The organism is Aeromonas sp. S19(2024) (genome assembly GCF_041402625.1).
GTDB lineage: Bacteria > Pseudomonadota > Gammaproteobacteria > Enterobacterales > Aeromonadaceae > Aeromonas > Aeromonas caviae.
The window spans coordinates 217,384-240,491 of the sequence record NZ_JBGLQU010000004.1; the positions used below are offsets into that span (position 1 = coordinate 217,384).

Below are 23,108 nucleotides of genomic sequence, written 5' to 3' on the forward strand. Positions count from 1 at the left end.
TGCCATGAAGCCCGTCCTGCTCTATCTGCACGGTTTCAATTCATCCCCCGGCTCGGCCAAGGCGCAGCAGATGGCGGCCTGGGTGGCAGAGAACAGGCCCGATATCGAGGTGGTGATCCCGGCCCAGCCCAACACCCCGGCGGCCGCCTGGGCTGCCATCGAGCAGGCCATCGCCGACCTGAAGGCCCGCCACGGCAGCGCCCTGCGACTGGGCGCCGTGGGCAGCTCCCTCGGTGGCTTTATGGCGACCCGGGTCAGCGAGCGATACGGTTGCCGCGCCGCCCTCATCAACCCGGCGGTGCGCCCCCACGAGCTGCTCTGCGACTACCTCGGCCCCCAGACCAACCCCTACAGCGGCGAACGCTATGAACTGTTGCCCGGACACATGGACGAGCTGAGAGCGCTGGCGGTGCCGGTGACTGCTCCCGAGCGGCTCTGGGTGCTGCAACAGCAGGAGGACGAGGTGCTCGACTATCGCAAGGCGCTGGACGAATACCGCTTTGCCCGTCTCTCCCTGGAGTGTGGCGGCGATCACGCCTTCACAGGCTTCGAGCGCTACCCCGCCCAAATCGTCCGTTTCCTCGGGCTCTAGCCGTGCAGCCGCCGTTGGCCGCCTTCCTCGAACAGGTGCTGGCCACGGCCCAGGCGGGGCTCACCTATTCCCGCGATCCCTTCGACATCGCCCGCTTCGAGGCGCTGCGAGCGGCCACGGTGACGCTCATCGCCAGCCAGAGCGAGCTGGCCCCCGACGCCATCGGCGACTGGATTGCCCTCGACAGCGGCTATCCCACCCCAAGCTCGATGTGCGGGCCTTCATTCAGAACGATGCGGGCCATGTGCTGCTGGTGCAGGAGCGCAGTGACGGTTGCTGGACTCTGCCGGGGGGCTGGTGCGACATCGGCGATTCGCCTGCGGACGCCGTGGTGCGGGAAGTGAGCGAGGAGACCGGCCTCGCCTGTCGGGCGGTGCAACTGCTGGCCCTGTTCGACAAGCTCAAGCATCCCCATCCCCCGCAGCTGCCCCACGCCCACAAGGCCTTCTTCCTGTGCGAGGTGGCGGGGGGCGTTCTGCTTACCGACACCGATGAAACCAAAGGGGCGGGGTACTTCCCCATCGACGCCTTGCCCGAACTCTCCCGCCACCGGGTGGTGGCGTCCCAGCTACGCACCCTGCATGACCATCTTTTACAAGGGCGGCGGGATACCCTGTTCGATTAACCGGTTCGCAGCCTGACACTGCGGCAAGGAGGCAGCATGATCACACGCATCGGCAATACCCCCATCCAGAAGAAACACAAGGCGAGCTGCCACTGCGGCGCCGTGGTGCTGGAGCTGACCCTGCCGGATGGCGTGGTGGATCCGCGCCGCTGCGACTGCTCCTTCTGTCGGCGGCGTGGGGCCATCGTCGCCTCGGTGCTGCTCTCCGGCATCCGCATCCTGCAAGGGGAGGCGGCGCTTCGCTGCTACCAGTTCAACACCCGCACCGCGAAACACTACTTCTGCAGCGTCTGCGGCATCTACACCCATCACCAGCGCCGATCCAATCCTGCGGAATATGGCTACAACCTCGCCTGTCTGGAGGGGGTCAACCCGTTCGATCTGGGAGAGGTGCCGACCCGCGACGGGGTGCATCACCCGGCAGATACCGTGGCCGATTGAACGCGAAGTGACTGCCCCGACGGGTGGCGGGGAGGACGGGCGAGGTGCTGCCGCGCCACTCCCGTGACGACACCTCAGGGGGTCATCTGCTGGTGTAGCCCCCGCCATGGCTGTGTTAACCTTGTCCTGTCCGTCTCCCGGCGGACCCCGGCCTCTCTCTTCATTCCATCTCTGCCAACAGGGGGCACACCCGTGACGACCGCTTCAGCGCTGCCGGATCTGATCCTCGGGGCCTCGCTCTACTTTCCGCCCCTGTTCAAGGCCGTGCTGCTCGGCCTGCTGGGCTGGCTGCCGCTGCACCATCTGCTGCGGGACTGGCTCTACGGCGGCGAGGTCTGGCACCCCCTGCTGATGGATCTCTCCCTCTTCATCCTCGCCGTCAGCGGCGCCCTATGGATATTGCTACATGGCTAAATCACCCCTTGCGACCCTCAAATACTTCTCCACCCTGCTGGTCTTTGCCCTGGCGCTGGTGTCGCTCTGGTGGCTGTGGAACGACTACATGCAGGGGCCCTGGACCCGGGATGGCAAGGTGCGGGCCGAGCTGGTCAGCATCACGCCCCAGGTGTCGGGCAAGATCGTCAGGATAGGGGTCAAGGACAACCAGCTGGTGAAGGCGGGGGAGCTGCTCTTCACCCTGGATCCCGAGCCCTATCGCATCGCGCTGGACAACGCCAGCGCGGCCCTGGCCAAGGCCAAGTCGGATCTCGACAAGGCGGAGCACGAGGCGAACCGTCGCCAGAGCCTCTCCCGCACCGTCATCTCCGCCGAGGCGGTGGATGAATCCAGGCTCAATGCCCAGGCGATGAAGGCGGCCTATGAGGTGGCCCAAGCCAATCTGGAGCAGGCCAGATGGTCCCTTGCCCGGACCGAGGTCCATGCTGCGAGCGACGGCTACATCACCAACCTGCAGGCCAGGGTCGGCAACTACGCCACCGCCGGAGTGCCCCTGGTGGCCCTGATAGACACCCACTCCTTCTATGTGCAGGGCTATTTCGAAGAGACCAAGCTCAGGCACATCGCCCCCGGCAAACCGGCCGAGGTGGTGCTCTACAGCGGGGATCGGGTACTCAGGGGGGAGGTGGAAAGCATAGGGCGCGCCATTCACGATCAGAGCCTGGAAGGCAGCGAGGGGCTGCTGCTCGACGTCAAGCCGAACGTGCCCTGGGTGCGCCTGGCCCAGCGGGTGCCGGTGCGGATCAGGCTGCTGGCGATTCCCCCGGATCTGGTCTTGATCGCGGGCACGACCTGTACCATCACCATAGGGGACTAGAGTGATCCCCTCGCTCTGGCGCCAGACCCCCTGGGGCAAGGCCAACGGCGGACAGTGGCGCTACGCCCTGCGCAATGCCCTGGCCATGTGCCTGTCGCTCTGGCTGGCGTTCGTGCTGCAACTCGACTCTCCCTACTGGGCCATGACCTCCGCCGCAGTGGTGAGCTTTCCCACCGTGGGGGGCGTCATCAGCAAGAGCCTGGGGCGGGTGGTGGGCAGCCTCATCGGCGCCATGGCGGCGGTGATGATCACCGGCCTTGGCATCGGTGATCCCTGGCTCTTCAGCCTGCTTATCGCCCTCTGGCTGGGGGGTTGCACCTACATCTCCAACCACCATCAGAACAACGTCTCCTACGGTTTCGCCCTGGCGGGCTATACCGCCGCCATCATCGCCTTCTCCTGCGTCAACCTGACCGACCCGCAGCATATCTTCGACATCGCCCAGGCCCGGGTGAGCGAGGTGATCGTCGGCATCCTCTGCGGCGGCCTGATGATGATGATCCTGCCGAGTTTCTCCGATGGCGAGACCCTGCTGGACTCCCTTGGCAAGAGCCAGACCCGGCTGCTGGAACATGCCCAGCTGCTCTGGCTCGGGGAGACGGGCGCCGATGTGCGCACCGCCCACGAGGGGGTGATCGGTCAGATCCTCACCCTGAACGTGCTGCGCATCCAGGCAGTCTGGAGCCACCACCGCCTGCGCCGCCACAACCAGTTGCTGAACTATCTGCTCCATCGCCAGCTGAGGATGGTCAGCCTCATCTCGGGGCTGCGCCGCATGCTGCAACACTGGCCAGAGGACGCCGTCGACCCGGCCCCCATGCTGGCCGCCGTGCTGCGGGAGCTGGGACAGGGGGGCTGCGACAAGCTGCGCATTGCCCGCCTGATGGCGCCCTTCGTGGCCCGTTCGGGGGATGATTATCGCTGTCAGGCCTTCTGGCTGCGGCTGCGCCACTTCTGCTGGAGCTACCTGGAGTGTCAGCGCTGGCTGGAAAGGCTGGCCCGCCACGATGGCCAGGAGTGGCCGGCGCCGCCGCGCCACAGCTCTCTGACCAGCCACACCGACGGCCTGGAGGCGGCCTACAACGGGGGGCGTACCTTCCTCTGCGTGATGCTGGGCTGCACCTTCTGGATCCACAGCCAGTGGGATGCGGGCGCTGCGGCCCTGACCCTGCTCGCCATCTGCTGCGTGCTCTATTCCGCCACCCCGGCCCCGGCCAAGGGGGCCCAGACCATGCTCAAGGCCATCGTGCTGCTCAGCTTTATCTGCTTCGGGGTCAAGTTCGGGCTGATGATCCGCATCGACGACTTCTGGATCTTCTGCGCCCTGCTGTTCCCCGCTCTCATCACCCTGCAACTGCTGAAATTGCAGCGACCCCAGGGGGCGGCGCTCTGGGGCCAGCTCATCGTGCTGCTCGGCTCCTTCCTCGCCATCACCAATCCGCCGAGCTACGACTACCTCGCCTTCGTCAACAGCAGCCTCGCGCAGGCATTGGGGGTGATGAGTGCCGGACTGGCGTTCCAGCTCCTGAGGCCCAGCTCGGATCGGCGCAAGAGCCGCCGCCTGATGCATCGTCTGCGGCGGGATTTCGTGGACCAGCTGGCCCCGGCCCCGCATCAGAGCGAGGGGGAGTTTGAATCCCGGGTCTATCACGCGGTGAGCCAGCTCAGCCAGAGTCAGGATCAGGGGGCCCGGCTCTGGGTGCTGCGCTGGGGCGTGGTGCTGCTCAATTGCAGCCATATCGTCTGGCAGCTCAGGCTTTGGCGCAGCCGGGATCCGGCCCTCTATCTGGTGCGGGACGGCTGTCTGCGCTGCCTGAAAGGCATTCTGACCGAAGGGGGCGTGCAGCACGAGACCCTGGGGCACACCCTGGCGGAGCTGGACCGCATCAGCCAGGGGCTGGGGGAACATGCAGACCCGGCGGCCCGGGCTCTGGCGGGGCTGGTGTGGCGACTCCACTGCTCCCTCTCCCAGCTTGTGCAGGCCCTGCCCGGGGAACCCGCCTGATCCCGGGCGGGGAGGCCGGAGCCCCTCTGGATCACCCTTTGCGAGCGCCCCATTTGTCCCGGGCCCTCCCAGCGAGTAAGATTCCCCCCAAACGTCAATTCGCAAGGCCCTCCATGTCCACTCAATACAATGCGGATGCCATTGAGGTCCTCAATGGCCTTGAACCGGTGCGTCGCCGCCCCGGCATGTACACCGACACCACCCGGCCCAATCACCTCGGCCAGGAGGTCATCGACAACAGCGTCGACGAGGCGCTGGCGGGTCACGCCCGCAATCTGGAGGTGATCCTGCACGAGGATCAGTCCCTCGAGGTGATCGACGACGGTCGCGGCATGCCGGTGGACATCCACCCGGAGGAAGGGGTCTCCGGCGTGGAGCTTATCCTCTGCAAGCTGCACGCGGGGGGCAAGTTCTCCAACAAGAACTATCAGTTCTCCGGCGGCTTGCACGGGGTGGGGATCTCCGTGGTGAACGCCCTCTCCGATCGGGTCGAGGTGACGGTGCGCCGGGACGGCCAGGTCTATGACATCGCCTTCGAGCGGGGCGACAAGGTGTCTGATCTGACCATCACCGGCACCTGCGGCCGTCGCAACACCGGCACCCGGGTGCGCTTCTGGCCAGAGGCGCGCTACTTCGATTCGCCGCGCTTCTCGGTCTCCAAGCTCGAGCACCTGCTCAAAGCCAAGGCCGTGCTCTGCCCGGGCCTCACCATCAAGTTCCTCGACAAGAACACCGGCATCAAGCTTGAGTGGTGCTACGAAGACGGCCTCAAGGATTACCTCATCGACGCGGTAAAGCAGTTCACCTGCCTGCCGGAGCAGCCCTTCGTCGGCTCTTTCAGCTCCGAGCAGTCGGCGGTGGACTGGGCCCTGTGCTGGTTGCCGGAAGGGGGCGAATGCCTCGCCGAATCCTATGTGAACCTCATTCCCACCGCGCTCGGTGGCACCCATGTCAACGGCCTGCGCCAGGGGCTGCTCGACGCCATGCGCGAGTTCTGCGAGTTCCGCAACCTCTTGCCCCGCGGGGTCAAGCTGACCCCGGAAGACATCTGGGATCGCTGCGCCTACATCCTCTCCATCAAGATGCAGGACCCGCAGTTTGCAGGGCAGACCAAGGAGCGTCTGTCGTCCCGCCAGAGCTCGGCCTTCGTGTCGGGCGTGGTGAAGGATGCCTTCAGCCTTTACTTGAACAGCAACACCGAGCTGGCCGAACAGCTGGCGGAGCTCTGCATCTCCAGCGCCCAGCGCCGGATGCGCGCCGCCAAGACGGTGGTGCGCAAGAAGATAACCCAGGGCCCGGCCCTGCCCGGCAAGCTCACCGACTGCGGCTGCGCCGATCCCATGCAGGGGGAGCTCTTCCTAGTGGAGGGTGACTCCGCGGGCGGCAGTGCCAAGCAGGCGCGGGATCGCGAGTTTCAGGCCATCATGCCGCTGCGCGGCAAGATCCTGAACACCTGGGAGGTGGAGGCCGGTCAGGTGCTCGCCTCGCAAGAAGTACACGACATCTCGGTGGCGATCGGGCTCGACCCGGATTCCGACGACCTCAGTGGCCTGCGCTACGGCAAGGTGTGCATCCTCGCGGATGCGGACTCGGACGGTCTGCACATCGCCACCCTGCTCTGCGCCCTCTTTGTGAAGCACTTCCGCACGCTGGTGGAAAAGGGCCATGTCTATGTGGCCATGCCGCCCCTCTATCGTATCGACATCGGCAAGGAGGTCTTCTACGCCCTCGACGAGGACGAGAAGAACGGCGTGCTGCAACGGGTCGAGGCCGAGAAGAAGAAGGGCAAGGTGATGGTGACCCGATTCAAGGGGCTGGGTGAGATGAACCCCAAGCAGTTGCGGGAAACCACCATGGATCCCAACACCCGCCGCCTGGTGCAGCTCACCATGGGCGCGGAAGGGGGGGCAGAAGGAGAAGATGGGGACGAGACCCTGCAACTGATGGACATGCTGCTGGCCAAGAAGCGCGCCGGTGATCGCCGCGAATGGCTGGAAGAGAAGGGCAACCTCGCCATCATCTAAAGCGAGTCGCAAGTACCCCACCCCGGCCCTCCCCTTCGCAAGGGGAAGGGGCCAAGCCTCTCCTCCCCCTCATGGAAGGGAGGTTGGGAGGGGGTCTTGTGATTCACCGTCGGCCCCCTGCTGACCCGCATTTCCGGCGTGCCCTCTGAGGGCGTGCCATAGCAAGAGAACAACCTTATGAGTGATGCTATCGAGCTCAGTCTGTTGGATGAAGTAGAGCGCCAACCAGCTCCCGAACCGAAAGAGAAAATCACATGAGTGATGCTATCGAGCTCAGTCTGGACGGGGTAGAGCGCCAGCCAATGCGCACCTTTACCGAACAGGCTTACTTGAACTACTCCATGTACGTCATCATGGATCGGGCCCTGCCGCATATCGGCGACGGCCTCAAGCCCGTGCAGCGGCGCATCATCTACGCCATGAGCGAGCTGGGTCTGTCGGCGCTGTCCAAGCACAAGAAGTCCGCCCGTACCGTGGGTGACGTGCTGGGTAAATATCACCCCCACGGCGACAGCGCCTGTTACGAAGCCATGGTGCTGATGGCCCAGCCCTTCTCCTACCGCTACCCGCTGGTGGACGGTCAGGGCAACTGGGGTGCGCCGGACGATCCCAAATCCTTCGCCGCCATGCGTTATACCGAGGCGCGCCTGTCGCGCTTCTCCGAGCTGCTGCTCTCCGAGCTCGGCCAGGGCACGGTGGAGTGGACGCCGAACTTCGACGGCACCATGAAAGAGCCGGTGGTGCTGCCTGCCCGCCTGCCGCACATCCTGCTCAACGGGGTGACCGGCATCGCGGTAGGCATGGCGACCGATATCCCGCCCCACAACGCGCGGGAAGTGGCTCATGCCTGTGTGGAACTGCTGGATAATCCCAATGCCGGCCTGGATGCCCTGATGGCCCATGTGCAGGGGCCGGATTACCCGACCAATGCCGAGATCATCACGCCCCGCGATGACATCCGCAAAATCTACGAGACCGGCAAGGGCTCCATCAAGCAGCGGGCGGTGTGGAGTGAGGAAGATGGCGACATCGTCATCACGGCGCTGCCTCATCAGGCCTCCGGCGCCAAGATCATGGAGCAGATTGCCGCCCAGATGGTGGCCAAGAAGCTGCCCATGGTGACCGATCTGCGGGATGAATCGGACCACGAGAACCCGACCCGTCTGGTGATCGTGCCGCGCTCCAACCGGGTGGACGTGGAAGGGCTGATGGCCCACCTGTTCGCCACCACGGACTTGGAGAAGAACTACCGGGTCAACCTCAACATCCTGGGTCTGGACAACCGGCCCCAGGTGAAAGACCTCAAGACCATCCTCACCGAGTGGCTGAGTTTTCGCCGCGAGACGGTGCGCCGCCGCCTGCAGTATCGCCTCGACAAGGTGCTGGCTCGCCTGCACATCCTCGAAGGCTTGCTCATTGCCTACCTCAACATCGACGAGGTGATCGAGATCATCCGCACCGAGGAGGAGCCGGGCCGGGTGATGATGGAGCGTTTCAATATCAGCGAGACCCAGGCCGAGGCGATCCTCGAGCTCAAACTGCGCCACCTGGCCAAGCTCGAAGAGTTCAAGCTGCGTGCCGAGCAGAATGAACTGGCGGAAGAGCGCGACAAGCTGGAACTGATCCTGGGTTCCGAGCGCCGTCTCAGCACATTGCTCAAGAAAGAGATCCTGGCGGATGCCGAGAAGTACGGCGACGATCGCCGCACCCCGCTGGTGGAGCGCGCCACCGCCGTGGCCCTGACCGAGAAGGAGCTCACCCCGAGCGAGCCGGTGACCGTGATCCTCTCTGACAAGGGCTGGGTACGCGCCGCCAAGGGCCACGACGTGGATGTGGAGGGCCTCTCCTACAAGGCGGGGGACAACTATCTCGCCCACGCCCATGGCCGCAGCAACCAGCAGGCGGTGTTCCTCTCTACCCTGGGACGTACCTACTCGCTGGAGGCCCACACCCTGCCCTCTGCCCGCAGTCAGGGCGAGCCGCTCACCGGTCGCTTTGCGCTGGGGGCAGGGGAAGAGGTGCGCCATCTGGTTATGGGCAACGAAGGCGAGCCGTACCTCATCTGTTCTGACGCCGGTTACGGCTTCGTCTGCAAGTACGATGACCTGATCGGTAAGAACAAGAACGGCAAGGCGCTGCTGACCGTGCCGGAAGGGGGCATCGTCATGGCTCCCCAGAGGATAGGCGCGCCGGAGACCGATCTCTGCATGGCCATCTCCAACGAGGGTCGCATGCTGCTGTTCCCGCTCAATACCCTGCCGGTACTCGGCAAGGGCAAGGGCAACAAGCTCATCAGCATCCCCTCGGCTCGCGTGAAGGCGCGGGAGGAGTTTGTGGTGATGGCGGCCGTCATCCCGCAGGGCCAGTCGGTCACCCTGTTTGCCGGCAAGCGCAAGCTCACCCTCAAACCAGCTGATCTTGACTACTACCGTGGCGAGCGCGGCCGCCGCGGCGCCAAGCTGCCCCGCGGCTTGCAGCGAGTCGATCGTATCGAGATTGAAACCGTCGCCGGCGCCGAGCCGGCAGCTGGGGAAAATCAGGAAGGGTAATAAATAAAGGGAGCGATTTATATGCTCCCTTTATCATTTATAATAGATAAGAATTGTCGCTAAAATAAATGTTGCAGCCCCTATAGCTAACTATATTAATTTAGCTGCGGCAATAATAATGTTATTATCTGCCACCTTCACTTGTTACCATTTCTTCTAGTTGGTTCATATAAATATTCAGTTTTTTAAGAACATAATCGGCAATGACTCCAGGTTCATCTCTATTTGTATGATGGAATTCAATGCAGATTTGCTTTTGATCCAGCTCAACAAATATGTCGGGGATTATTCTAGGTATCCATGGGTGTACTTTATCGTTCTTGGCACCTATACCTGTGGCATCAGTAATTGCTTTAGCAATACATTTATTGATTTCCTTATCTGAGCCAGTCCCCTTTCCACTAATCCATTTAACTAGCTCACCAAATATTGGCGATGCTTTTTCCATTGCGATTGCGGCAGGCCCACCTTTTCTCTTTCCTATTGTGATAGGCTCAGATAAAAGTTGTTTATATAATGGCGTATTAGTCAATGTTCTTTTTGCTTTGTATTTATCCTTCCAATCCTGTGGTGTATTATTTTCATTGATTATTTTAATAATGTCGTCATTCTCTGTGTATGACGCAACACAAGATACCAACGCATTGGTTGGCAAATATAAAACTCGAGTTTTTATTGTTCCATACAATGCCATTTGTAATCGTTTAGCTGTCCACATTGCGCTACGCTGGCTATTGGGTATATATTCAAAAAACTTATCGTGTACAGTTGACCAATTATCTTCTATACGGCTACTTCGCCTCACGAATTGAGATACAATGCTCTCTGCATTCTGATATGAAAATATAAACCATACTTCTGTGGATTTAGGTATTTTACTCCGAATGCTTTCGATATACGAGCTGTTCTCTCTCCACATTTCTTTTGTGAGCTCTATATACTCTCTAATTGTCCTTTCTTCCTGTGGCAACTTATTTAGTTTCCTTTCCACTTCGGAGAAATCATCAAAAGTTATACCAAATTCAGAAAGTTCTTTGCCATCATTTAATACTGAAATTGTTCTCAAAACGATGTCTTTGAACTTTTCTTGAGGTGGGCCAGGGAAATTTAAAACTTCTTTCCCCCGGTAAAATAAAGTTCCAGAAACATCTTTAGAGTATTGAAGCATGTGTTCAACATCAACTCTATTGGTTACTGGCCACACTATAAATATAGGTGAGTTTCTTAGTAACCCATTTAGCTTTCTAAAAAATGACTTTACATCACCCTCTGCAAAATCATCTAAATGTTCTAGATAGTTTAAAACTAAACAGGTGGGACCCATATCTCTTTTTGATGCAGCATCATCTTTATGACTTGAGATTGTATTGAAGAGTGATGTTAATCCATCTACTAGATGATTATTTGCGTCAATTTCAATGATGCTTCTAATGAAAATATGTGGTCTCCAAGAGAGAGACCTTAGAAAGGTCGATTTGCCAACACCAGGTCTTCCATGAATGAACATTATTTTCCCTGATGTCTTCATAGAAGATGTCACGATGTTTATATCTTCTTCCACCTTTTGTATTGGTTCAATGAATTCCATTAATTTTGCATTTACTTTACCATCATCTATAAAATTAGACATTTCTTCGAGTGCAGAGAATAAAATTAACTCACTCATACTATGTTGAACCATGCTTGTGAATCTCATGTTAGTTTTAAATTTAATTCATACCCAGTTTAATTCCTGTATAGGTCTTATATGAAGAGCGATACTCAGAATATGTGACATATCCCTAACTTGTGAAGTATTAAAAAGAACAGAAGGGCCGTAGGTCTGATTAGCGAAGCGTCATCAGACGTTCGCGAAAACAGGCTGCCGCCATGCTGCGGGCACGCCTACGGCTCTCTCTATACCATGGCCAGCCTGTGTATTGCGTGCATCAGGTGCCGGTGTGGCTGCCAAGCAGCAGCATCAGGCTAAACAGCAGCCAGTCATTGATGATGTGTGAACCGGTCGATACCCAGATGTTTTTGGTGATGATGTAGCCACTGAGCAGCACGATGCGGGCCGTGCCGATCACCAGAAAACATTGCAGAAAATTCCAGTCATAAGTGGGCAGGTGCAGGGCTCCGAAGATTAGAGCCGTCGATAGCCAGGCGATGAGGATGGCGGACTTGCGGGTCAGGCCGAGCTTCTGGTGACAACACCAGAGGATGGCCAGAAAAGGCAGGATGGAGATCACCTCCTCGCCGAAGAGCTGGGGCGCCGTCTTGAGATAAAAGAGGATACGCGCCGTATTGGACGCCTCTGCCAGCATGGCGTTGACCGGGTTTGCATTCAGCTGGAACAGGTGCTGCATGATCATGGCAATGGCGATTGAGACCAGTATGTTGATGCCGGTAATCGCCAGCATCAAGAGACAATCCCGCCGCGTCGGCGTTCGAAACAGTGAGCGCCACCCTGTTCCCGCCACCATGGCGAGCACGGCCAGAGGAATGAGAGGGAACAGGAGGGCGGGCACAAAGCCCCCTGAGGTGGTCTTGAAAAAGTCGATGGGGGCGGAGAGTGCCGCAAACCCCAGGATGACCCCCAGCAGGATGAGAGCCCAGCCACGGGCAGACGGGGTGTGAGGATCCTGGCGATAGAGGGGGAAATCCCCGGCGCTCTTGCGCTCGAGCCCGAGGCGCTCACTGTCATTCAATACCGGCATTGCTGAAGGTTGATGCTCACCCATGGTGATCCTCGAGATGTCTATCCGTTGCTGTGCAGACAACCCTACACCAGAAAGGGGGGAAAGGGGCGCCGCTGGCTACAACACGCCAGGGGAATGGCACCGCCGCCAATCAGTTGTCGAAGTTCCACTCGATGGGCAGCTCAAGATCGAAGACGAGCTGATCCCCGTCGAGGGTGAAGGCCACGCTGGTCTGGTGCTGGTCGTATTCGTCGATAAGGCGGCAGCTCTCGGAAAAGTTGGATTCGTAGCCGAGGCGGGCAGTACCGCCGGTGTTAGCCTCGTCGAGTTCCACCCCCAGCACCCGCAGGGGATCCTTCTGGCTGAGCTTGACCCGGCTGTCACCCACATCCACCAGCCGCTCCAGCAGGGGGAAGAAGTCCTGCTTGTTGGCCTCGATGGCCCGGGCGATGACCTGCTCCAGTTCGGTGGCGCTGGCAAGGGCGGGATCCAGCGTGTAGCGGGTCTGGATGCTTTCCTGAGTCATATTGTGCTCCTTGGGGCAATGAACCTGCGTCGGCCATCAGCACGATAGGCGGTGAACAAGGTGTGCCTAGCCATTAAATAAGGTGGTGATTCATTCTGGTGGATAAAACCATCATAAAAAACCGATGAAGGCAGCATGTTGCTTCTCGTCAGGCGGGAATGCGGCCATTGCGCACCAGGGCCCGGCGGATATTTTTGCACATCTTGCCGAAGCGGTTGAGCTCGTCGAAGCTGGGCGGGATGCCGCGATCGATCTGATATTGCCAGTAGCAGAGGTCCGTATCCACCAGCTCCATCAGCTTCTTGGGGCAGCCGATGCAGGTGTTGTCCGGCCCGCATTTGAAGGTATCCGGTTGATAGAGCGGAAATTCCGCCTTCACGGCGTCGATGATCTGCTGCATGGCTGTCATGCGGTCCGGCTTTCTGCTCACGGTCTGGCTCCCCGGCGGCTTGTATGGGGGAGTCATTATATCCCTGACAAAATGTGGGCCAATGACGCTTAGGAGGTAGTCCGACTTGCGTGCAAGCCACTGCGCCCCGGATCCTGCGCCTGCTTCCCCCCTGGTGGTCTCTTTTGTCAGGCGCCGTTTCGGGTCATGATGAAAGCCCCGAACGAACCACTTTTTGACTGACCCCTCTGGAGGTGCGATGAGACCCTGTGCCCTGCTGTTGCTTTTCCCCCTGGTGTGCCAGGCCAAGGCCAGTCCGAGTGAACCCGTGCAGGAAGGTACCCTGGCCAATCAGCAGCTGATCCGGGATGCCATGGTGGGGGTCGCATCCTGGGTGGCCACCAAGGGGTGTGACGCGCCGGAGCGCTTCGTGCCCGTGGTGTTGCAACTTCCCGAGGGGGAGCCGGGCAGTCGCCACTGGCAGGAGCGCTGGACGGTGACGGGCTGTGGCAACGACTATCCCGTGGTGATCGATTTTCGGGAGACCGGGATGCAAAGCGCCATGTGGACCATTGCCCGATAGGGTCGGCGCCGCCATCTGCGAGCTGCAAAAATGACAACGCCCGGCAAGCCGGGCGTTGGAACAGCGTGAAGGGGAAAGCCCGTCATCAGAAGTCGTGGTAGAGGGGCCAGCCGAGCAATGGATGCTTGAGACCGGCGCGCATCTCCATGTTGTCGAGCTTCTCCGGCGAGGCGTCCTCTTTTTGCAACTGCTGGTACTGACGCACAAACCCCAGGGTATGCAGCAGGTTGGGCACAAAGCCCGGGCTCAGCTCCTGACGCAGGGCGGTGGCCATGTCGGCGGGCAACGCGCTCAGCATCAGGGTGAGCTGGGCGGCGAGGTAGTCGGTGTCGTACCAGCCCTCGTCGAGCTCAATCTCCCGCGCCAGCTTGCGCTTGAGATCCTGCTTCACCTTGAGGGGGGCGGCGCCACTGCCCTTGCCGCAGAGGATGCGGTAGAGCAGCGCCTCGGCCAGCTTGTCCTCCATGGTGGGGTGGTCGCTCTCGCAGGCGAAGAAGTGCTGGTCGATGAGCTCCATCAGGCGGCTCTTGTTGTGCTCGGTCAGCGCCTTCTCGTACTCCTGCCACCCTTGCCACTCCTCCACATCGGGGGGGCTGGAGATCTTGTCCAAGAGCCGCGCATCCACGTCACCGTAGAGGCTGTTGCCAGCCTGCTTGGGGCTGACAGTGATGAGCATGGACCAGCCCTTCTGGAACGGCTTGATGGGGCCTTCCGGTGCCTGCAACAGGGTCAGGGCCTTGGCCGGATCCCGTTGGGATAGCTCCTGCAGACCGAGGCTCACCACGCCGATGACGTCGTGGGCCGCCTGCTCCAGCAGGTGCATCTTGTACTTGTTGTAGTACTTGTCGGCGAATTTGAGGCTCATCAGCACCGCCTTGCCCTTGATGGCGGCGAGCTGTTGCTCGGTCAAACGTTCATTGTCGCGGCCAAAGCGCAGCACCTGGGTCAGAAAGGGGCCCTGGTTGGCATCGCGAATGACTAACTGCATGAATGGGCTCCTTAATCCAGAAAGCTGAACATGTCGTCGACGTCACCGTACTCGTCTTCCTCGACCTTGTTCTTCTCTTTGGCCTGCATCACCAGCTCGGCGGCAAACTTGTTGATGATGCCGTCCCAGGTCGAGTGCTCGTTGCGCAGCAGCGACTTGATAGATTTTTCCACCTCGGGGGCCAGCTCGCGAATGAGCATCAAGAGGCTGCGCGGGTCGTCCAGGGCATAGTCGTGGCTGTCTTCGGCCTGCTGGCGCTCGCTGTAGCGCAGGGACTCTTCGAGATCTTCCTCTTCGGCGTGCAGCACGTCGCGATAGCCCTCGTCCTCTTCATAGCGATCGCCGCGATAAAACTCGATAAAGGGGATGGCGAGGTAGAAGAGGCCGGCCGGATCCTCGGCCACGCACTCGAGGATCTCCCGCTGCTTGGCTTCGCTCTCCTGGGTGCGGATCAAGTAGTTGAGGAAGTCGAAGGTGTGCTGTTGCAGCTCGTCGGCGTTGTTCTTGATCGCCTCTTCCCAGTAGAGGGGCTGCTGGCAGACGATGTCGCGGATCCGCTCCGGGGTCATCAGCTCGGAGATGATGGAGGGGAAGGAGATATCGTGCTGGCCGTTGATCTGGGTCAGGGTAACGATATCAATGTTTTCAATCACTTCTGCCAGCTGGTCGTCAGACATGGTCTTGGCGATCAGCTCGAACTTCTCGCTGGCCTGTTTCGGCTCGATAACGGCAAGCTCTTTGATCTCGATGGCGGTAATTTCTATCAGACTGTTGCTCATGCCTTGCCCCAATTAGAAACGGACTTCGTCGTACATATCCTGATCGCCGTCGTCATCACCATAGCGGTCACTGCCGCCGTGGTAGTCGGCGTCGGCATCTTCCCCGTCTTCCTCTTCTTCGTCCCGCAACTCATAGTCGTCATCACCGCGGTGGCTGCCGCGGGGCAGCGGGTTGTCCAGGAGGAACAGCACGGCGCAGGCTTCCATCAGCTGATCTTCGCTCTGTGCCCGCACCGCCTTGACCAGCGGCAGGATGGCGTTGTTGAAGCCGACGCTCACCTTGAACTCGTCCCAGGAGGGTTGCTCACCGCTGGCGAGCCACTTGTTCCACTGCGACTTGGCCTTGGGCGGGAACTGCACCCGGCCATAGAGGGCGAGCGGCAGGTATTCGGGCATGAACTCCAGCATGCTCATGTCGGCCAGCAGCAGGGCCTTCATCTGGTCGGTGAACTGCTCGAGCCCCTTGGGGTCGTCCTGATCCCGGTAGGATTCGATGTTCTCGCTGGCATCGCTTTGCAGGGCCTTGAGCCGTGCCTGGTCCCATTTTTTTTGCATAGTCGCTCTTCTTGCCTGGTGGCTCAGGGGTAGAACTGGTCCCACATCTCCTGCATGGCAGCAGCGGGATCGGTCACGATGACGTTGTTGAAATCCTTGATAAAGGCGGCCCGCTGTTTCGGATCGGACAGCACTTCATAAGCCTGCTTTACCTGGTGCAGCCTGAGGGCTGCCTGCTCTTTCTCTTCTTCGCTCGCCCCGTGCAGCTTGTCGGGGTGGTACTGGTTCGACAGCCGTCGATAGGCTTTTTTGATGTCGTTTTCACTGGCATTGGACTTGACGCCCAACACCCGGAAGTAGTTGTTCATGACGGATCCTGCCTCACTGGCATGGTGGAATTCATCCTGTGTCGACCTGGTGGCGCAACGTCGGCAAACCAGGCTCGGCAAAAACCGGAGATTTTAACGGAAAGCCGGCACCTCTGCCATGAAAGTGCGGTCTTTCTGTACGAAAAGAGCGGGCGGTGCGAGATGGCGGCGGGGCTACACTGGCAGAGGGGGGCGGCAGGCCCTGGCGTTGCCCGACCCCCTCTTGTCCGAACCATCCGGATTCTGCCGTCACAAGGAGTCATCGCCATGGTCAAGTCCGCGTTTTTCGTGCTCGCGCTGGCAGGCAGTGCCGCCTCTGCCAGCGACATATTGCCCGCCTCGCCGCTGATGGGGGATGTCACCAGGGCCCAGTTCATGGAGCGCGCCGCCCAGCGCTTCGCCTTGCAGGACAAAAACGGTGACGGCGTGCTGTCGGTTGCCGAGAAAGAGGCCAACCTGGCAAAGCTGGCTGGCGTGATGCAACAGGCTGGCAAGCCGGTCCCGGAGCGGATGAGCCAGCTCAAGCCGTCGCGGGAGACCACCAGGGCCCAGTTCATGGCGCGGCAGGAGGCGCTCTTCTCTCGCCTGGACAAGAACGGTGACGGGGTGATCGGGGAGTCTGAGCGTCTCGACATCAAGGCCAATCTGGAGAAGCGGGCGATGGAGGCCGCCCAATAGGGCGGGTTGTCAGCCCTCTGATGAAAAAGAGCCCGGTAGCGATACCGGGCTCTTTGCATCTCTGGCATGAAGGGAGCTACCAGCTTGCCCAGAGCAGCCGCAACCTGAGCCCCCAGGCGCTGCTCCAGCCGGTGGTGCTGCTCACCAGAGCCCCATCCTTGATGACGAGGAAGGTCGGCGTCACCCCCACCTGCCAGCGGGCGGCCAGATCCCCGGACTCGTCGTTGTGGGTGGGGAAGGTCAGCCCCTTCTTCGCCATCCCGGCGCGCAACGGTTCATCGCTGCCGGAGCGCAGTGCCACCGTCAGCACATTTTCACCCTCCTGCCAGAGCTGCTCCACCGTGGGAGTGGTGAAGCGGCACACCCCGCACCAGCTGGCCCAGTAGTAGACCAGCAGGGGCTTGCCGCGGCTCTGCTCGGTCAGCGTGGTGGTGGTGCCGTCCTGCAGGGTGAAGGGGGCCTCCATGGCCCCCGCCGGCAGCGTGGGGCTGCGCCACAGATCCACCAGGGTGGTGATGACAAGCGCCATCAGCAGCAGCCAGAGCGCCTCCTTGCCCCAGCGGCGCCAGCGGGGGGCCTTTATGCCTGCATCCTCGGCCATGGCTTAGCTCCGCTTGGCCAGCTCGGCTTTGACCAGCTGCTCCAGCTCGTCATAGGGAATGGCACCCGGCACCAGCTGGTTGCCGATAAGGGTCGCCGGGGTGCCTTGCACGCCGAGCAGGGTGCCGATGCGCAGGCTGTTGCGCAGCTCTTCGGTGGCCTTGCCTGCGGGCTTGAGGGTCAGGTTGTCGGTGGCGGCCAGCGCCTTGTTGATGTCCGTCTCGGTCAGCATCCCCTGCTTGCTCATGAGCTTGTCGTGCAGGGAGAGGAAGCGGGCAGGATCCTGTTGCCACAGGGTCAGGCTGTACTGGGCTGCCTTGGCGGAGGTCTGTCCCTTGAACGGCAGCAACTTGATCACCAGCCCCAGATCGTCCGGATAGGCCGCGAGCAGCTTGGCGACCGCCGGGTCGAACTGCTTGCAGTAGGGGCAGTTGTAGTCGGTGAACAGCACCAGGGTCAGCTTGGGATGCTTGGCGCCGAGGCGCGGGCTGGTGGGGCTGTTGAACAGCACGTCCTGGTTGCCCTTGATGAAGTCACCCATCTGGGCCTGCTGGGTCGCGGCATTCTGTTTCTCCCAGGATTCGGCTGCCTCGTCGAGGATCCCGGGGTTGGCGATCAGGGTCTCGCGAATGAGCTCCTTGATGCGGGCCTCCTGCTCCGGGGTGAAGGGGGCGGCGTGCAGCGTGGGGGTGCCCAGGGTGGCGGCTACCAGGGCGGTGCAGAGGGTCAGGGTTCGCAGTCTCATGGCATTCTCCTTAGAAATGGGTGGCATCGGCCTGAACGAGGCCGGCCTTGTGCAAGCTGTCGAGCAAGTCGGCCTTGTCCAGCAGGGGAGAGAGGATCTCCCCTTCCGGCAGGCCGGGCCCGTAGATCTGGTTGAAGGGAACGGCGGCGGCGCCGCGCTGGCGCAGGAAGGCGGAGATGGCATCGCTCGGCCGGCTCCAGTCGCCGCGAAGGGCCACCACGTCCGGGGCCGACAGGGCGCGCTGCACCTCGTCACGCAGCAGCACGTTGTACTTGTTGGCCTTGCAGGTGACGCACCAGTCGGCGGTCACATCCACGAAGACCCGCTTGTTCTGGGCCAGGGCGTCGGCGATGGCCTGCTCGGAGAGCGGCTGCCAGGCGATGCGATCGACGCTGCCACTCCCTTTCACCGTGAGGGCGCCCCCCAGCAGCAGGGCGCCGCCGATGAGTGCCGAGAGAGAGAGAGCCAGGGTGAAACCGCGCAGGCCATAGCGCCAGAGGATGCCCATCAGCAGCGCCAGCACCATGGCGGCCATCAGCCAGCCAGTGGCCGTGCTGCCCAGATGGTTGCCAAGCAGGCTCGCCAGCCAGAGGCTGGAGCCCAGCATCATCAGCCCGAGCAGGATACGCAGTCGCCCCATCCAGCTCCCCGGTTTGGGCAGCCAGAGGGCGAGGCGCGGCAGGGCCGCCACCAGCAGCCAGGGCAGGCTCATGCCAAGGCCGAGGGCCGTGAAGATGAGCCAGAGCTGGCCGAGGGGCGCCGCCAGGGCAAAGGCCACCGCGGTGCCGAGGAAGGGGGCGGAGCAGGGGGTCGCGAGCAGGGTGGCGAAACTCCCCTGCAGGAAGTGACCGCCGAGCCCCTCGCCGCCGCGGGTGGCGAGGCGGGTGTTGAGGTTGCTGGGCAACCTTATCTCGAACAAGCCCAGCAGGTTGGCGCAAAACAGCAGGGTCACCGCCACCATGAAGCCGATGAAACCGGCGCTCTGGAACTGGATCCCCCAGCCGACCGCCCCTTGTGTGGCGCGCAGCAGGCTGCTCATGGCTGCCAGCACCCAGAAGGAGGTGATTATCCCGGCGCTGGCGGCGAGGAACTGTTTGCGCACGCCTCCTTGTTCGCTCTCTTGCTGCTGCAACACGGTGCCGAGTTTCAGGGCCAGCACCGGCAGCACGCAGGGCATCAGGTTGAGGATGAGACCGCCGAGCAGCGCCGCCCCCAGCAGCCAGAGAAGTGGCTGCTCGGGGGCCGGCAGGGCGAGGGGATCGGCGATGGTGGCGCGGGTCTGCCAGGCCTGCTCGCCGCTACCGAGCAGCAGGCCGAGGGATTGACCGCGCAAGTCAGGGGCATCCCCCTGCCAGCCGTCGCTGACCGGCACCCGGGCGATCAGGGTGGTGCTGCTTACCTCGAGCGCGGGCTTGCCGAACTCGGCCCCCTCCAGCGCATCGATGAAGAGCGCAGGCTCCTGCCACCCCTCGACCCGCTCGGCCCGCAGTTGCAGCTGGTTGTGCTGGTAGCCGAGCTCGACCCGGGTGTCGGCAGGCAGCGTCTGTGGCAGGGAGCTCATGGCCCGGGCCCAGGCGAAGTCGAAGCCAGCCGGCGCTTGCCCATCTGCCGCCAGGGTGAAGGGGTAGTCGGTCAGGATGCAGACATTGCTGCAGGTGGAGAGGCGCAAGGTGCCCTTGAGCGGCTGCCCGGCCGGGTAGCCCAGGCTCAGGGGGAAGCGTACCTGCTCCTGATAGCCCTGGGTGCTGAGCCCGGCTACCTCGAAGGGGCGCGGCGTGGGCCAGTGCCACTGGAAGTCGCCGACCGGCTCATCCCACAGGATCTGGGGCGCTATGCCCCCTTCACCCGGGCTGTGCCAATAGGTCTTCCAGCCTGACTCCAGCTGGACATCGAGCAGGATGCGGGTCTGATCCGGGACGCTGCGGTCGGCTTGCAGCCTGACCTTGGCGTGACTGTTCTGGGGGCGGGTGAGCCACCCCGTATCGCTGGCCAATCCGCTGGATTGCCACAGCAGGCTGCCCAGTAGCAGGGCCGCCTTGAAGAGATTCGACATGTGTTGGGTCTCGCAAAAAAATGAGTGACAGCAGGCTGAAAAAGCGCGGCTGAACTCATTCCCGCCAGACGCAGAGGGTGAGGTGCAGTCGCCGCTCCGGCGGCGAGACATTGATGGGGGGAGGCAGTGCCGGTGCGCGCCGTGACAGGGGCACCAGCAGGGCAATCACGAAGGCGATGGCGAAGAAGAGTTGCTCCACGCACAGCAGACTGGCGGCGCTCAGCCACTTGCCGTTGAGCTGGCAGCTATTGGGCTGCACACTGGCGGGCGTGCTCTTGTCGGCCTGGTCGTCGGCCGAGGCGAACTGGGGCTGGGTCTGGCAACTCACGGCGTGATCGAGCAGGGCGAGGCGGGCCAGCGGCTGGGCCGCGCAATTGAGCACCAGCAGGCAGACCAGCAGCAGGAGTCGTGTCGCCGCGCGTTGTTGCAAAATCATGCTCGCCCCGTTCATCAAGATGGCCACATCCTAGCGGGCAATGGCGGGTGGGGCAAGCCGGGGTGGCCGGTGGCGTCCGGGGCTGGTCGGTTCTGTCTGGCGAACGCTTGTTCGCTAAAAGGGGGACCAGTATACTGCGCCGAGTCAAATTCCGAGGTGTTCGATGCTCAAACTTGCCCGTGTGCTGCTGCTGGCACTGCTGCTCGTCTTCTGGTTCCTGTTCGGCCTGTTGCTTTGTCTGGTGCGCCCGCGCCACCCGAATAACGTCTATGTCTTCGCCCGCATGTATCATGCGGTCTGCCCGCTGATCGGCCTCAAGGTCCGGGTGACGGTGGCCGACGAGGTCAAATCGGTGGGACCTGCGGTCTACGTCTGCAATCACCAGAGCAACTACGACATCTTCACCGTGACCGGCGCCGTGCAGCCCGGCGTGGTGGCGGTGGGCAAGAAGAGCCTGCTGTGGCTCCCCTTCTTCGGCCTTATCTTCTGGCTCTCCGGCAACGTGCTGATCGACCGCTCCAACCGCTCCCGCGCCATCGGCACCATCGGCCAGGTGGTGGATCGCATCAAGCATCGCGGCACCTCCATCTGGATGTTCCCGGAGGGGACCCGCTCCCAGGGGCGCGGTCTGCTGCCGTTCAAGGCGGGGGCCTTCCACACTGCCGTCCAGGCCGAGGTGCCCGTGGTGCCCATCGTCTGCTCCAGCTACTTCGGTCAGGTCGATCTCAACCGCTGGGACAACGGCGAGGTGCTGCTGGAAGTGATGGCCCCGGTGTGCAGCAAGGAGCACGGCGCCGCTGGCATTCGCGAGCTCTCCGACACCTGCCGGGAGAAGATGGAAGCCAAGCTGGCGGAGCTGGATGGCAAGCTTGGCCATCGGCCGGCGGCCTGAGCCCGGTTGCAGAGAAGAGAGGGAGCCGCTGGCTCCCTTTTTTATTGGTGAAAATCACCATCTTGTTGGTTTTTTTCACCACGCTGTATCCGGTGAACATCCATCGTTAACTTTCATCTAATTGTAAATAAAGGAAAAAAACATTCTGGCACGGCTCTTGTAATGTCATGGAAAGAGAGTGACACCCCATCAACAAGGAGCCAGACCATGAGCGTATTCAGCCGCCTGACCGACGTGATCAATGCCAACCTGCACAGCCTGCTCGACAAGAGCGAAGAGCCGGAGAAGATGCTGCGGCTGATGATCGAGGAGATGGAGCAGGTCCAGGTCGAGATGAGAACCCAGGCCGCCCGCGTCATCGCCGAACAGAAACAGCTGGAGCGCCATCAGCAGGCGCTGCGCACCCAGATCCAGGAGTGGGCAGCCAAGGCCGAACTCGCCATCCAGAAGGGCCGCGAAGATCTGGCCCGTGCCGCCCTCACCGAGAAGCTGGCGGAGATGAAGCAGTGCGAGCGGCTGGAAGAGGACAAGGCGCGGGTGGCCGAGGTGCTGGCCCAGCTCACCGCCGACAGCGAGCGACTGGCGGCCAAGCTGACCGAGGCGCGGGAGAAGCAGAAGATGCTGACCCTGCGCGAGCAGACCGCCCACAGCCGCATCCGCGCCCGTGCCCAGGTGGACAACCAGCGCATGCACGAGCTGGTGGCCCGCTTCGACGGCTTCCAGAACCGGGTCGATCAGCTGGAGGCCCAGCTGGAGGCGGCGACCCTGGGGCAGAATCCGTCCCTCGAGGCCCAGTTCCGCGAGCTGGAGCTGAACGACGAGATTGAGCGGGAACTGGCCCGGCTCAAGGGTCAGAAGGTGGAGGCATAACCATGACACCCTGGCCCAAGGATCTCGCCCATCGCAAGCTGACCGGGGTCTGCGCCGGTCTTGCCAGAGGGCTGGGGGTGTCCAGAGTGACGGTGCGGGTGGTGGCCCTGCTCGCCCTGATCCTGATGCCGCCGCTGGCCCTGGCGCTCTATCTGGTGGGGGTGCTCGTCATGCCTCCCCGCCGTGAACTTCAACGCTGGCTGGGGTGATCTCCGGATCGTCCCGTCGGCAAGTGCAAGCCCGTGAGGAGCACAACATGCTGGAATTTATCGTCTTGATCCTGGTGCTGATCGGCATGGCGCTGACCGGATTCACCGTGCTGGCCATGCTGCTGGTGAGCGTGGTCTTCGTGCTGTTTGGCGCCCTGGCCGGCATGTTTGCCCTCATCATCAAGCTGGCGCCCTGGTTGCTGGTGGTGCTGGTGGTGTGCTGGCTCCTCAGCAACAGGCGCAAGCAGTCGAACACCTACCGTTAAGCCTCCCTGATTTCGTATCCTTCCTTGGCCACTGCTTGCAGT

25 protein-coding genes and 1 pseudogene are annotated in these 23,108 nt (G+C 61.7%); 14 read left to right on the forward strand and 12 right to left on the reverse strand.

Annotation, left to right across the window (positions count from 1 at the left end):
• Window positions 1–4: 4 nt before the first annotated feature.
• From ACB037_RS10525 to parC, 8 genes and pseudogenes are all read left to right on the forward strand, one after another.
• Window positions 5–592, forward strand: coding sequence for a YqiA/YcfP family alpha/beta fold hydrolase (locus tag ACB037_RS10525; RefSeq protein WP_041214383.1), 588 nt, complete (start codon window positions 5–7; stop codon window positions 590–592).
• Window positions 593–594: 2 nt separating this feature from the next.
• Window positions 595–1,217 (forward strand): annotated as a pseudogene (locus ACB037_RS10530) (NUDIX hydrolase).
• 36 nt (window positions 1,218–1,253) lie between these two features.
• Window positions 1,254–1,658: a GFA family protein gene (locus ACB037_RS10535; protein WP_371175315.1), complete on the forward strand. Its 405-nt coding sequence runs from the start codon at window positions 1,254–1,256 to the stop codon at window positions 1,656–1,658.
• Between the two features lie 171 nt (window positions 1,659–1,829).
• Complete coding sequence (locus tag ACB037_RS10540; protein ID WP_039039819.1) at window positions 1,830–2,072, forward strand: DUF1656 domain-containing protein; 243 nt, start codon at window positions 1,830–1,832, stop codon at window positions 2,070–2,072.
• Window positions 2,065–2,931 carry an HlyD family secretion protein gene (locus tag ACB037_RS10545; RefSeq protein ID WP_069651983.1) on the forward strand — a complete coding sequence of 289 codons (867 nt, stop codon included), beginning with the start codon at window positions 2,065–2,067 and terminating at the stop codon, window positions 2,929–2,931. The genes ACB037_RS10540 and ACB037_RS10545 overlap by 8 nt, the downstream gene beginning before the upstream one ends.
• 1 nt (window position 2,932) lies before the next feature.
• Entirely contained in the window at window positions 2,933–4,936 is a 2,004-nt protein-coding gene (locus ACB037_RS10550) for an FUSC family protein (protein WP_069785437.1), read from the forward strand.
• Between the two features lie 113 nt (window positions 4,937–5,049).
• Window positions 5,050–6,960 carry a DNA topoisomerase IV subunit B gene (gene parE, locus ACB037_RS10555; RefSeq protein WP_042015440.1) on the forward strand — a complete coding sequence of 637 codons (1,911 nt, stop codon included), beginning with the start codon at window positions 5,050–5,052 and terminating at the stop codon, window positions 6,958–6,960.
• A 254-nt stretch (window positions 6,961–7,214) separates the two neighbouring features.
• Window positions 7,215–9,509, forward strand: coding sequence for a DNA topoisomerase IV subunit A (parC, locus tag ACB037_RS10560; protein WP_371175316.1), 2,295 nt, complete (start codon window positions 7,215–7,217; stop codon window positions 9,507–9,509).
• A 124-nt stretch (window positions 9,510–9,633) separates the two neighbouring features.
• On the opposite strand, the gene ACB037_RS10565 is transcribed toward parC, so the two are convergent.
• From ACB037_RS10565 to ACB037_RS10580, 4 genes are all read right to left on the reverse strand, one after another.
• Window positions 9,634–11,175 (reverse strand): hypothetical protein, encoded by a 1,542-nt coding sequence (locus ACB037_RS10565; protein ID WP_371175317.1) that lies wholly within the window; start codon window positions 11,173–11,175, stop codon window positions 9,634–9,636.
• Window positions 11,176–11,437: 262 nt separating this feature from the next.
• Window positions 11,438–12,232, reverse strand: coding sequence for a CPBP family intramembrane glutamic endopeptidase (locus ACB037_RS10570; RefSeq protein ID WP_371175318.1), 795 nt, complete (start codon window positions 12,230–12,232; stop codon window positions 11,438–11,440).
• Window positions 12,233–12,341: 109 nt separating this feature from the next.
• Window positions 12,342–12,716 (reverse strand): hypothetical protein, encoded by a 375-nt coding sequence (locus ACB037_RS10575; protein WP_371175319.1) that lies wholly within the window; start codon window positions 12,714–12,716, stop codon window positions 12,342–12,344.
• A gap of 148 nt (window positions 12,717–12,864) precedes the next feature.
• A complete protein-coding gene (locus ACB037_RS10580; protein ID WP_039039818.1) occupies window positions 12,865–13,116 on the reverse strand; it encodes a hypothetical protein in 252 nt (83 codons plus the stop codon).
• Window positions 13,117–13,363: 247 nt separating this feature from the next.
• Between ACB037_RS10580 and ACB037_RS10585 the strand changes: the two genes are divergently transcribed.
• The gene (locus ACB037_RS10585) at window positions 13,364–13,687 is read left to right on the forward strand and encodes a hypothetical protein (protein WP_113069045.1); all 324 of its coding nucleotides are present in this window, start codon (window positions 13,364–13,366) and stop codon (window positions 13,685–13,687) included.
• Window positions 13,688–13,772: 85 nt separating this feature from the next.
• Here ACB037_RS10585 and ACB037_RS10590 read toward each other — a convergent pair whose 3' ends face one another.
• Genes ACB037_RS10590 through ACB037_RS10605 form a run of 4 tightly spaced genes read right to left on the reverse strand, consistent with a single transcriptional unit; the run spans window position 13,773 to window position 16,317 of the window.
• The gene (locus ACB037_RS10590; RefSeq protein WP_371175320.1) at window positions 13,773–14,675 is read right to left on the reverse strand and encodes a hypothetical protein; all 903 of its coding nucleotides are present in this window, start codon (window positions 14,673–14,675) and stop codon (window positions 13,773–13,775) included.
• Between the two features lie 11 nt (window positions 14,676–14,686).
• Window positions 14,687–15,454 (reverse strand): hypothetical protein, encoded by a 768-nt coding sequence (locus ACB037_RS10595; RefSeq protein WP_010672787.1) that lies wholly within the window; start codon window positions 15,452–15,454, stop codon window positions 14,687–14,689.
• A 12-nt stretch (window positions 15,455–15,466) separates the two neighbouring features.
• Window positions 15,467–16,009 (reverse strand): hypothetical protein, encoded by a 543-nt coding sequence (locus tag ACB037_RS10600; RefSeq protein WP_128296340.1) that lies wholly within the window; start codon window positions 16,007–16,009, stop codon window positions 15,467–15,469.
• Window positions 16,010–16,032: 23 nt separating this feature from the next.
• Window positions 16,033–16,317, reverse strand: a complete 285-nt coding sequence (locus ACB037_RS10605) for a DnaJ domain-containing protein (RefSeq protein WP_042079392.1) — start codon at window positions 16,315–16,317, stop codon at window positions 16,033–16,035.
• 267 nt (window positions 16,318–16,584) lie between these two features.
• Between ACB037_RS10605 and ACB037_RS10610 the strand changes: the two genes are divergently transcribed.
• Window positions 16,585–16,995, forward strand: a complete 411-nt coding sequence (locus ACB037_RS10610) for an EF-hand domain-containing protein (protein ID WP_010672789.1) — start codon at window positions 16,585–16,587, stop codon at window positions 16,993–16,995.
• A 76-nt stretch (window positions 16,996–17,071) separates the two neighbouring features.
• On the opposite strand, the gene ACB037_RS10615 is transcribed toward ACB037_RS10610, so the two are convergent.
• Genes ACB037_RS10615 through ACB037_RS10630 form a run of 4 tightly spaced genes read right to left on the reverse strand, consistent with a single transcriptional unit; the run spans window position 17,072 to window position 20,829 of the window.
• On the reverse strand, window positions 17,072–17,596 hold the full coding sequence (locus ACB037_RS10615) for a protein disulfide oxidoreductase (RefSeq protein WP_324040580.1): 525 nt from the start codon (window positions 17,594–17,596) through the stop codon (window positions 17,072–17,074).
• Window positions 17,597–17,599: 3 nt separating this feature from the next.
• Complete coding sequence (locus ACB037_RS10620; RefSeq protein ID WP_042877715.1) at window positions 17,600–18,340, reverse strand: DsbA family protein; 741 nt, start codon at window positions 18,338–18,340, stop codon at window positions 17,600–17,602.
• Between the two features lie 10 nt (window positions 18,341–18,350).
• Window positions 18,351–20,393, reverse strand: a complete 2,043-nt coding sequence (locus ACB037_RS10625; RefSeq protein ID WP_371175321.1) for a protein-disulfide reductase DsbD family protein — start codon at window positions 20,391–20,393, stop codon at window positions 18,351–18,353.
• Between the two features lie 55 nt (window positions 20,394–20,448).
• Complete coding sequence (locus tag ACB037_RS10630) at window positions 20,449–20,829, reverse strand: hypothetical protein (RefSeq protein ID WP_045523195.1); 381 nt, start codon at window positions 20,827–20,829, stop codon at window positions 20,449–20,451.
• Between the two features lie 163 nt (window positions 20,830–20,992).
• On the opposite strand from ACB037_RS10630, the gene ACB037_RS10635 reads away from it, so the two are divergent.
• The 4 genes from ACB037_RS10635 (at window position 20,993) to pspG (ending at window position 23,066) form a co-directional block, all read left to right on the forward strand.
• Window positions 20,993–21,721 (forward strand): 1-acylglycerol-3-phosphate O-acyltransferase, encoded by a 729-nt coding sequence (locus ACB037_RS10635; RefSeq protein WP_039039739.1) that lies wholly within the window; start codon window positions 20,993–20,995, stop codon window positions 21,719–21,721.
• Window positions 21,722–21,928: 207 nt separating this feature from the next.
• Complete coding sequence (pspA, locus tag ACB037_RS10640; protein ID WP_202043195.1) at window positions 21,929–22,591, forward strand: phage shock protein PspA; 663 nt, start codon at window positions 21,929–21,931, stop codon at window positions 22,589–22,591.
• Window positions 22,592–22,593: 2 nt separating this feature from the next.
• The gene (locus ACB037_RS10645; RefSeq protein ID WP_010672796.1) at window positions 22,594–22,800 is read left to right on the forward strand and encodes a PspC domain-containing protein; all 207 of its coding nucleotides are present in this window, start codon (window positions 22,594–22,596) and stop codon (window positions 22,798–22,800) included.
• Window positions 22,801–22,847: 47 nt separating this feature from the next.
• Window positions 22,848–23,066 (forward strand): envelope stress response protein PspG, encoded by a 219-nt coding sequence (gene pspG, locus ACB037_RS10650; protein WP_371175322.1) that lies wholly within the window; start codon window positions 22,848–22,850, stop codon window positions 23,064–23,066.
• Window positions 23,067–23,108: the final 42 nt, after the last annotated feature.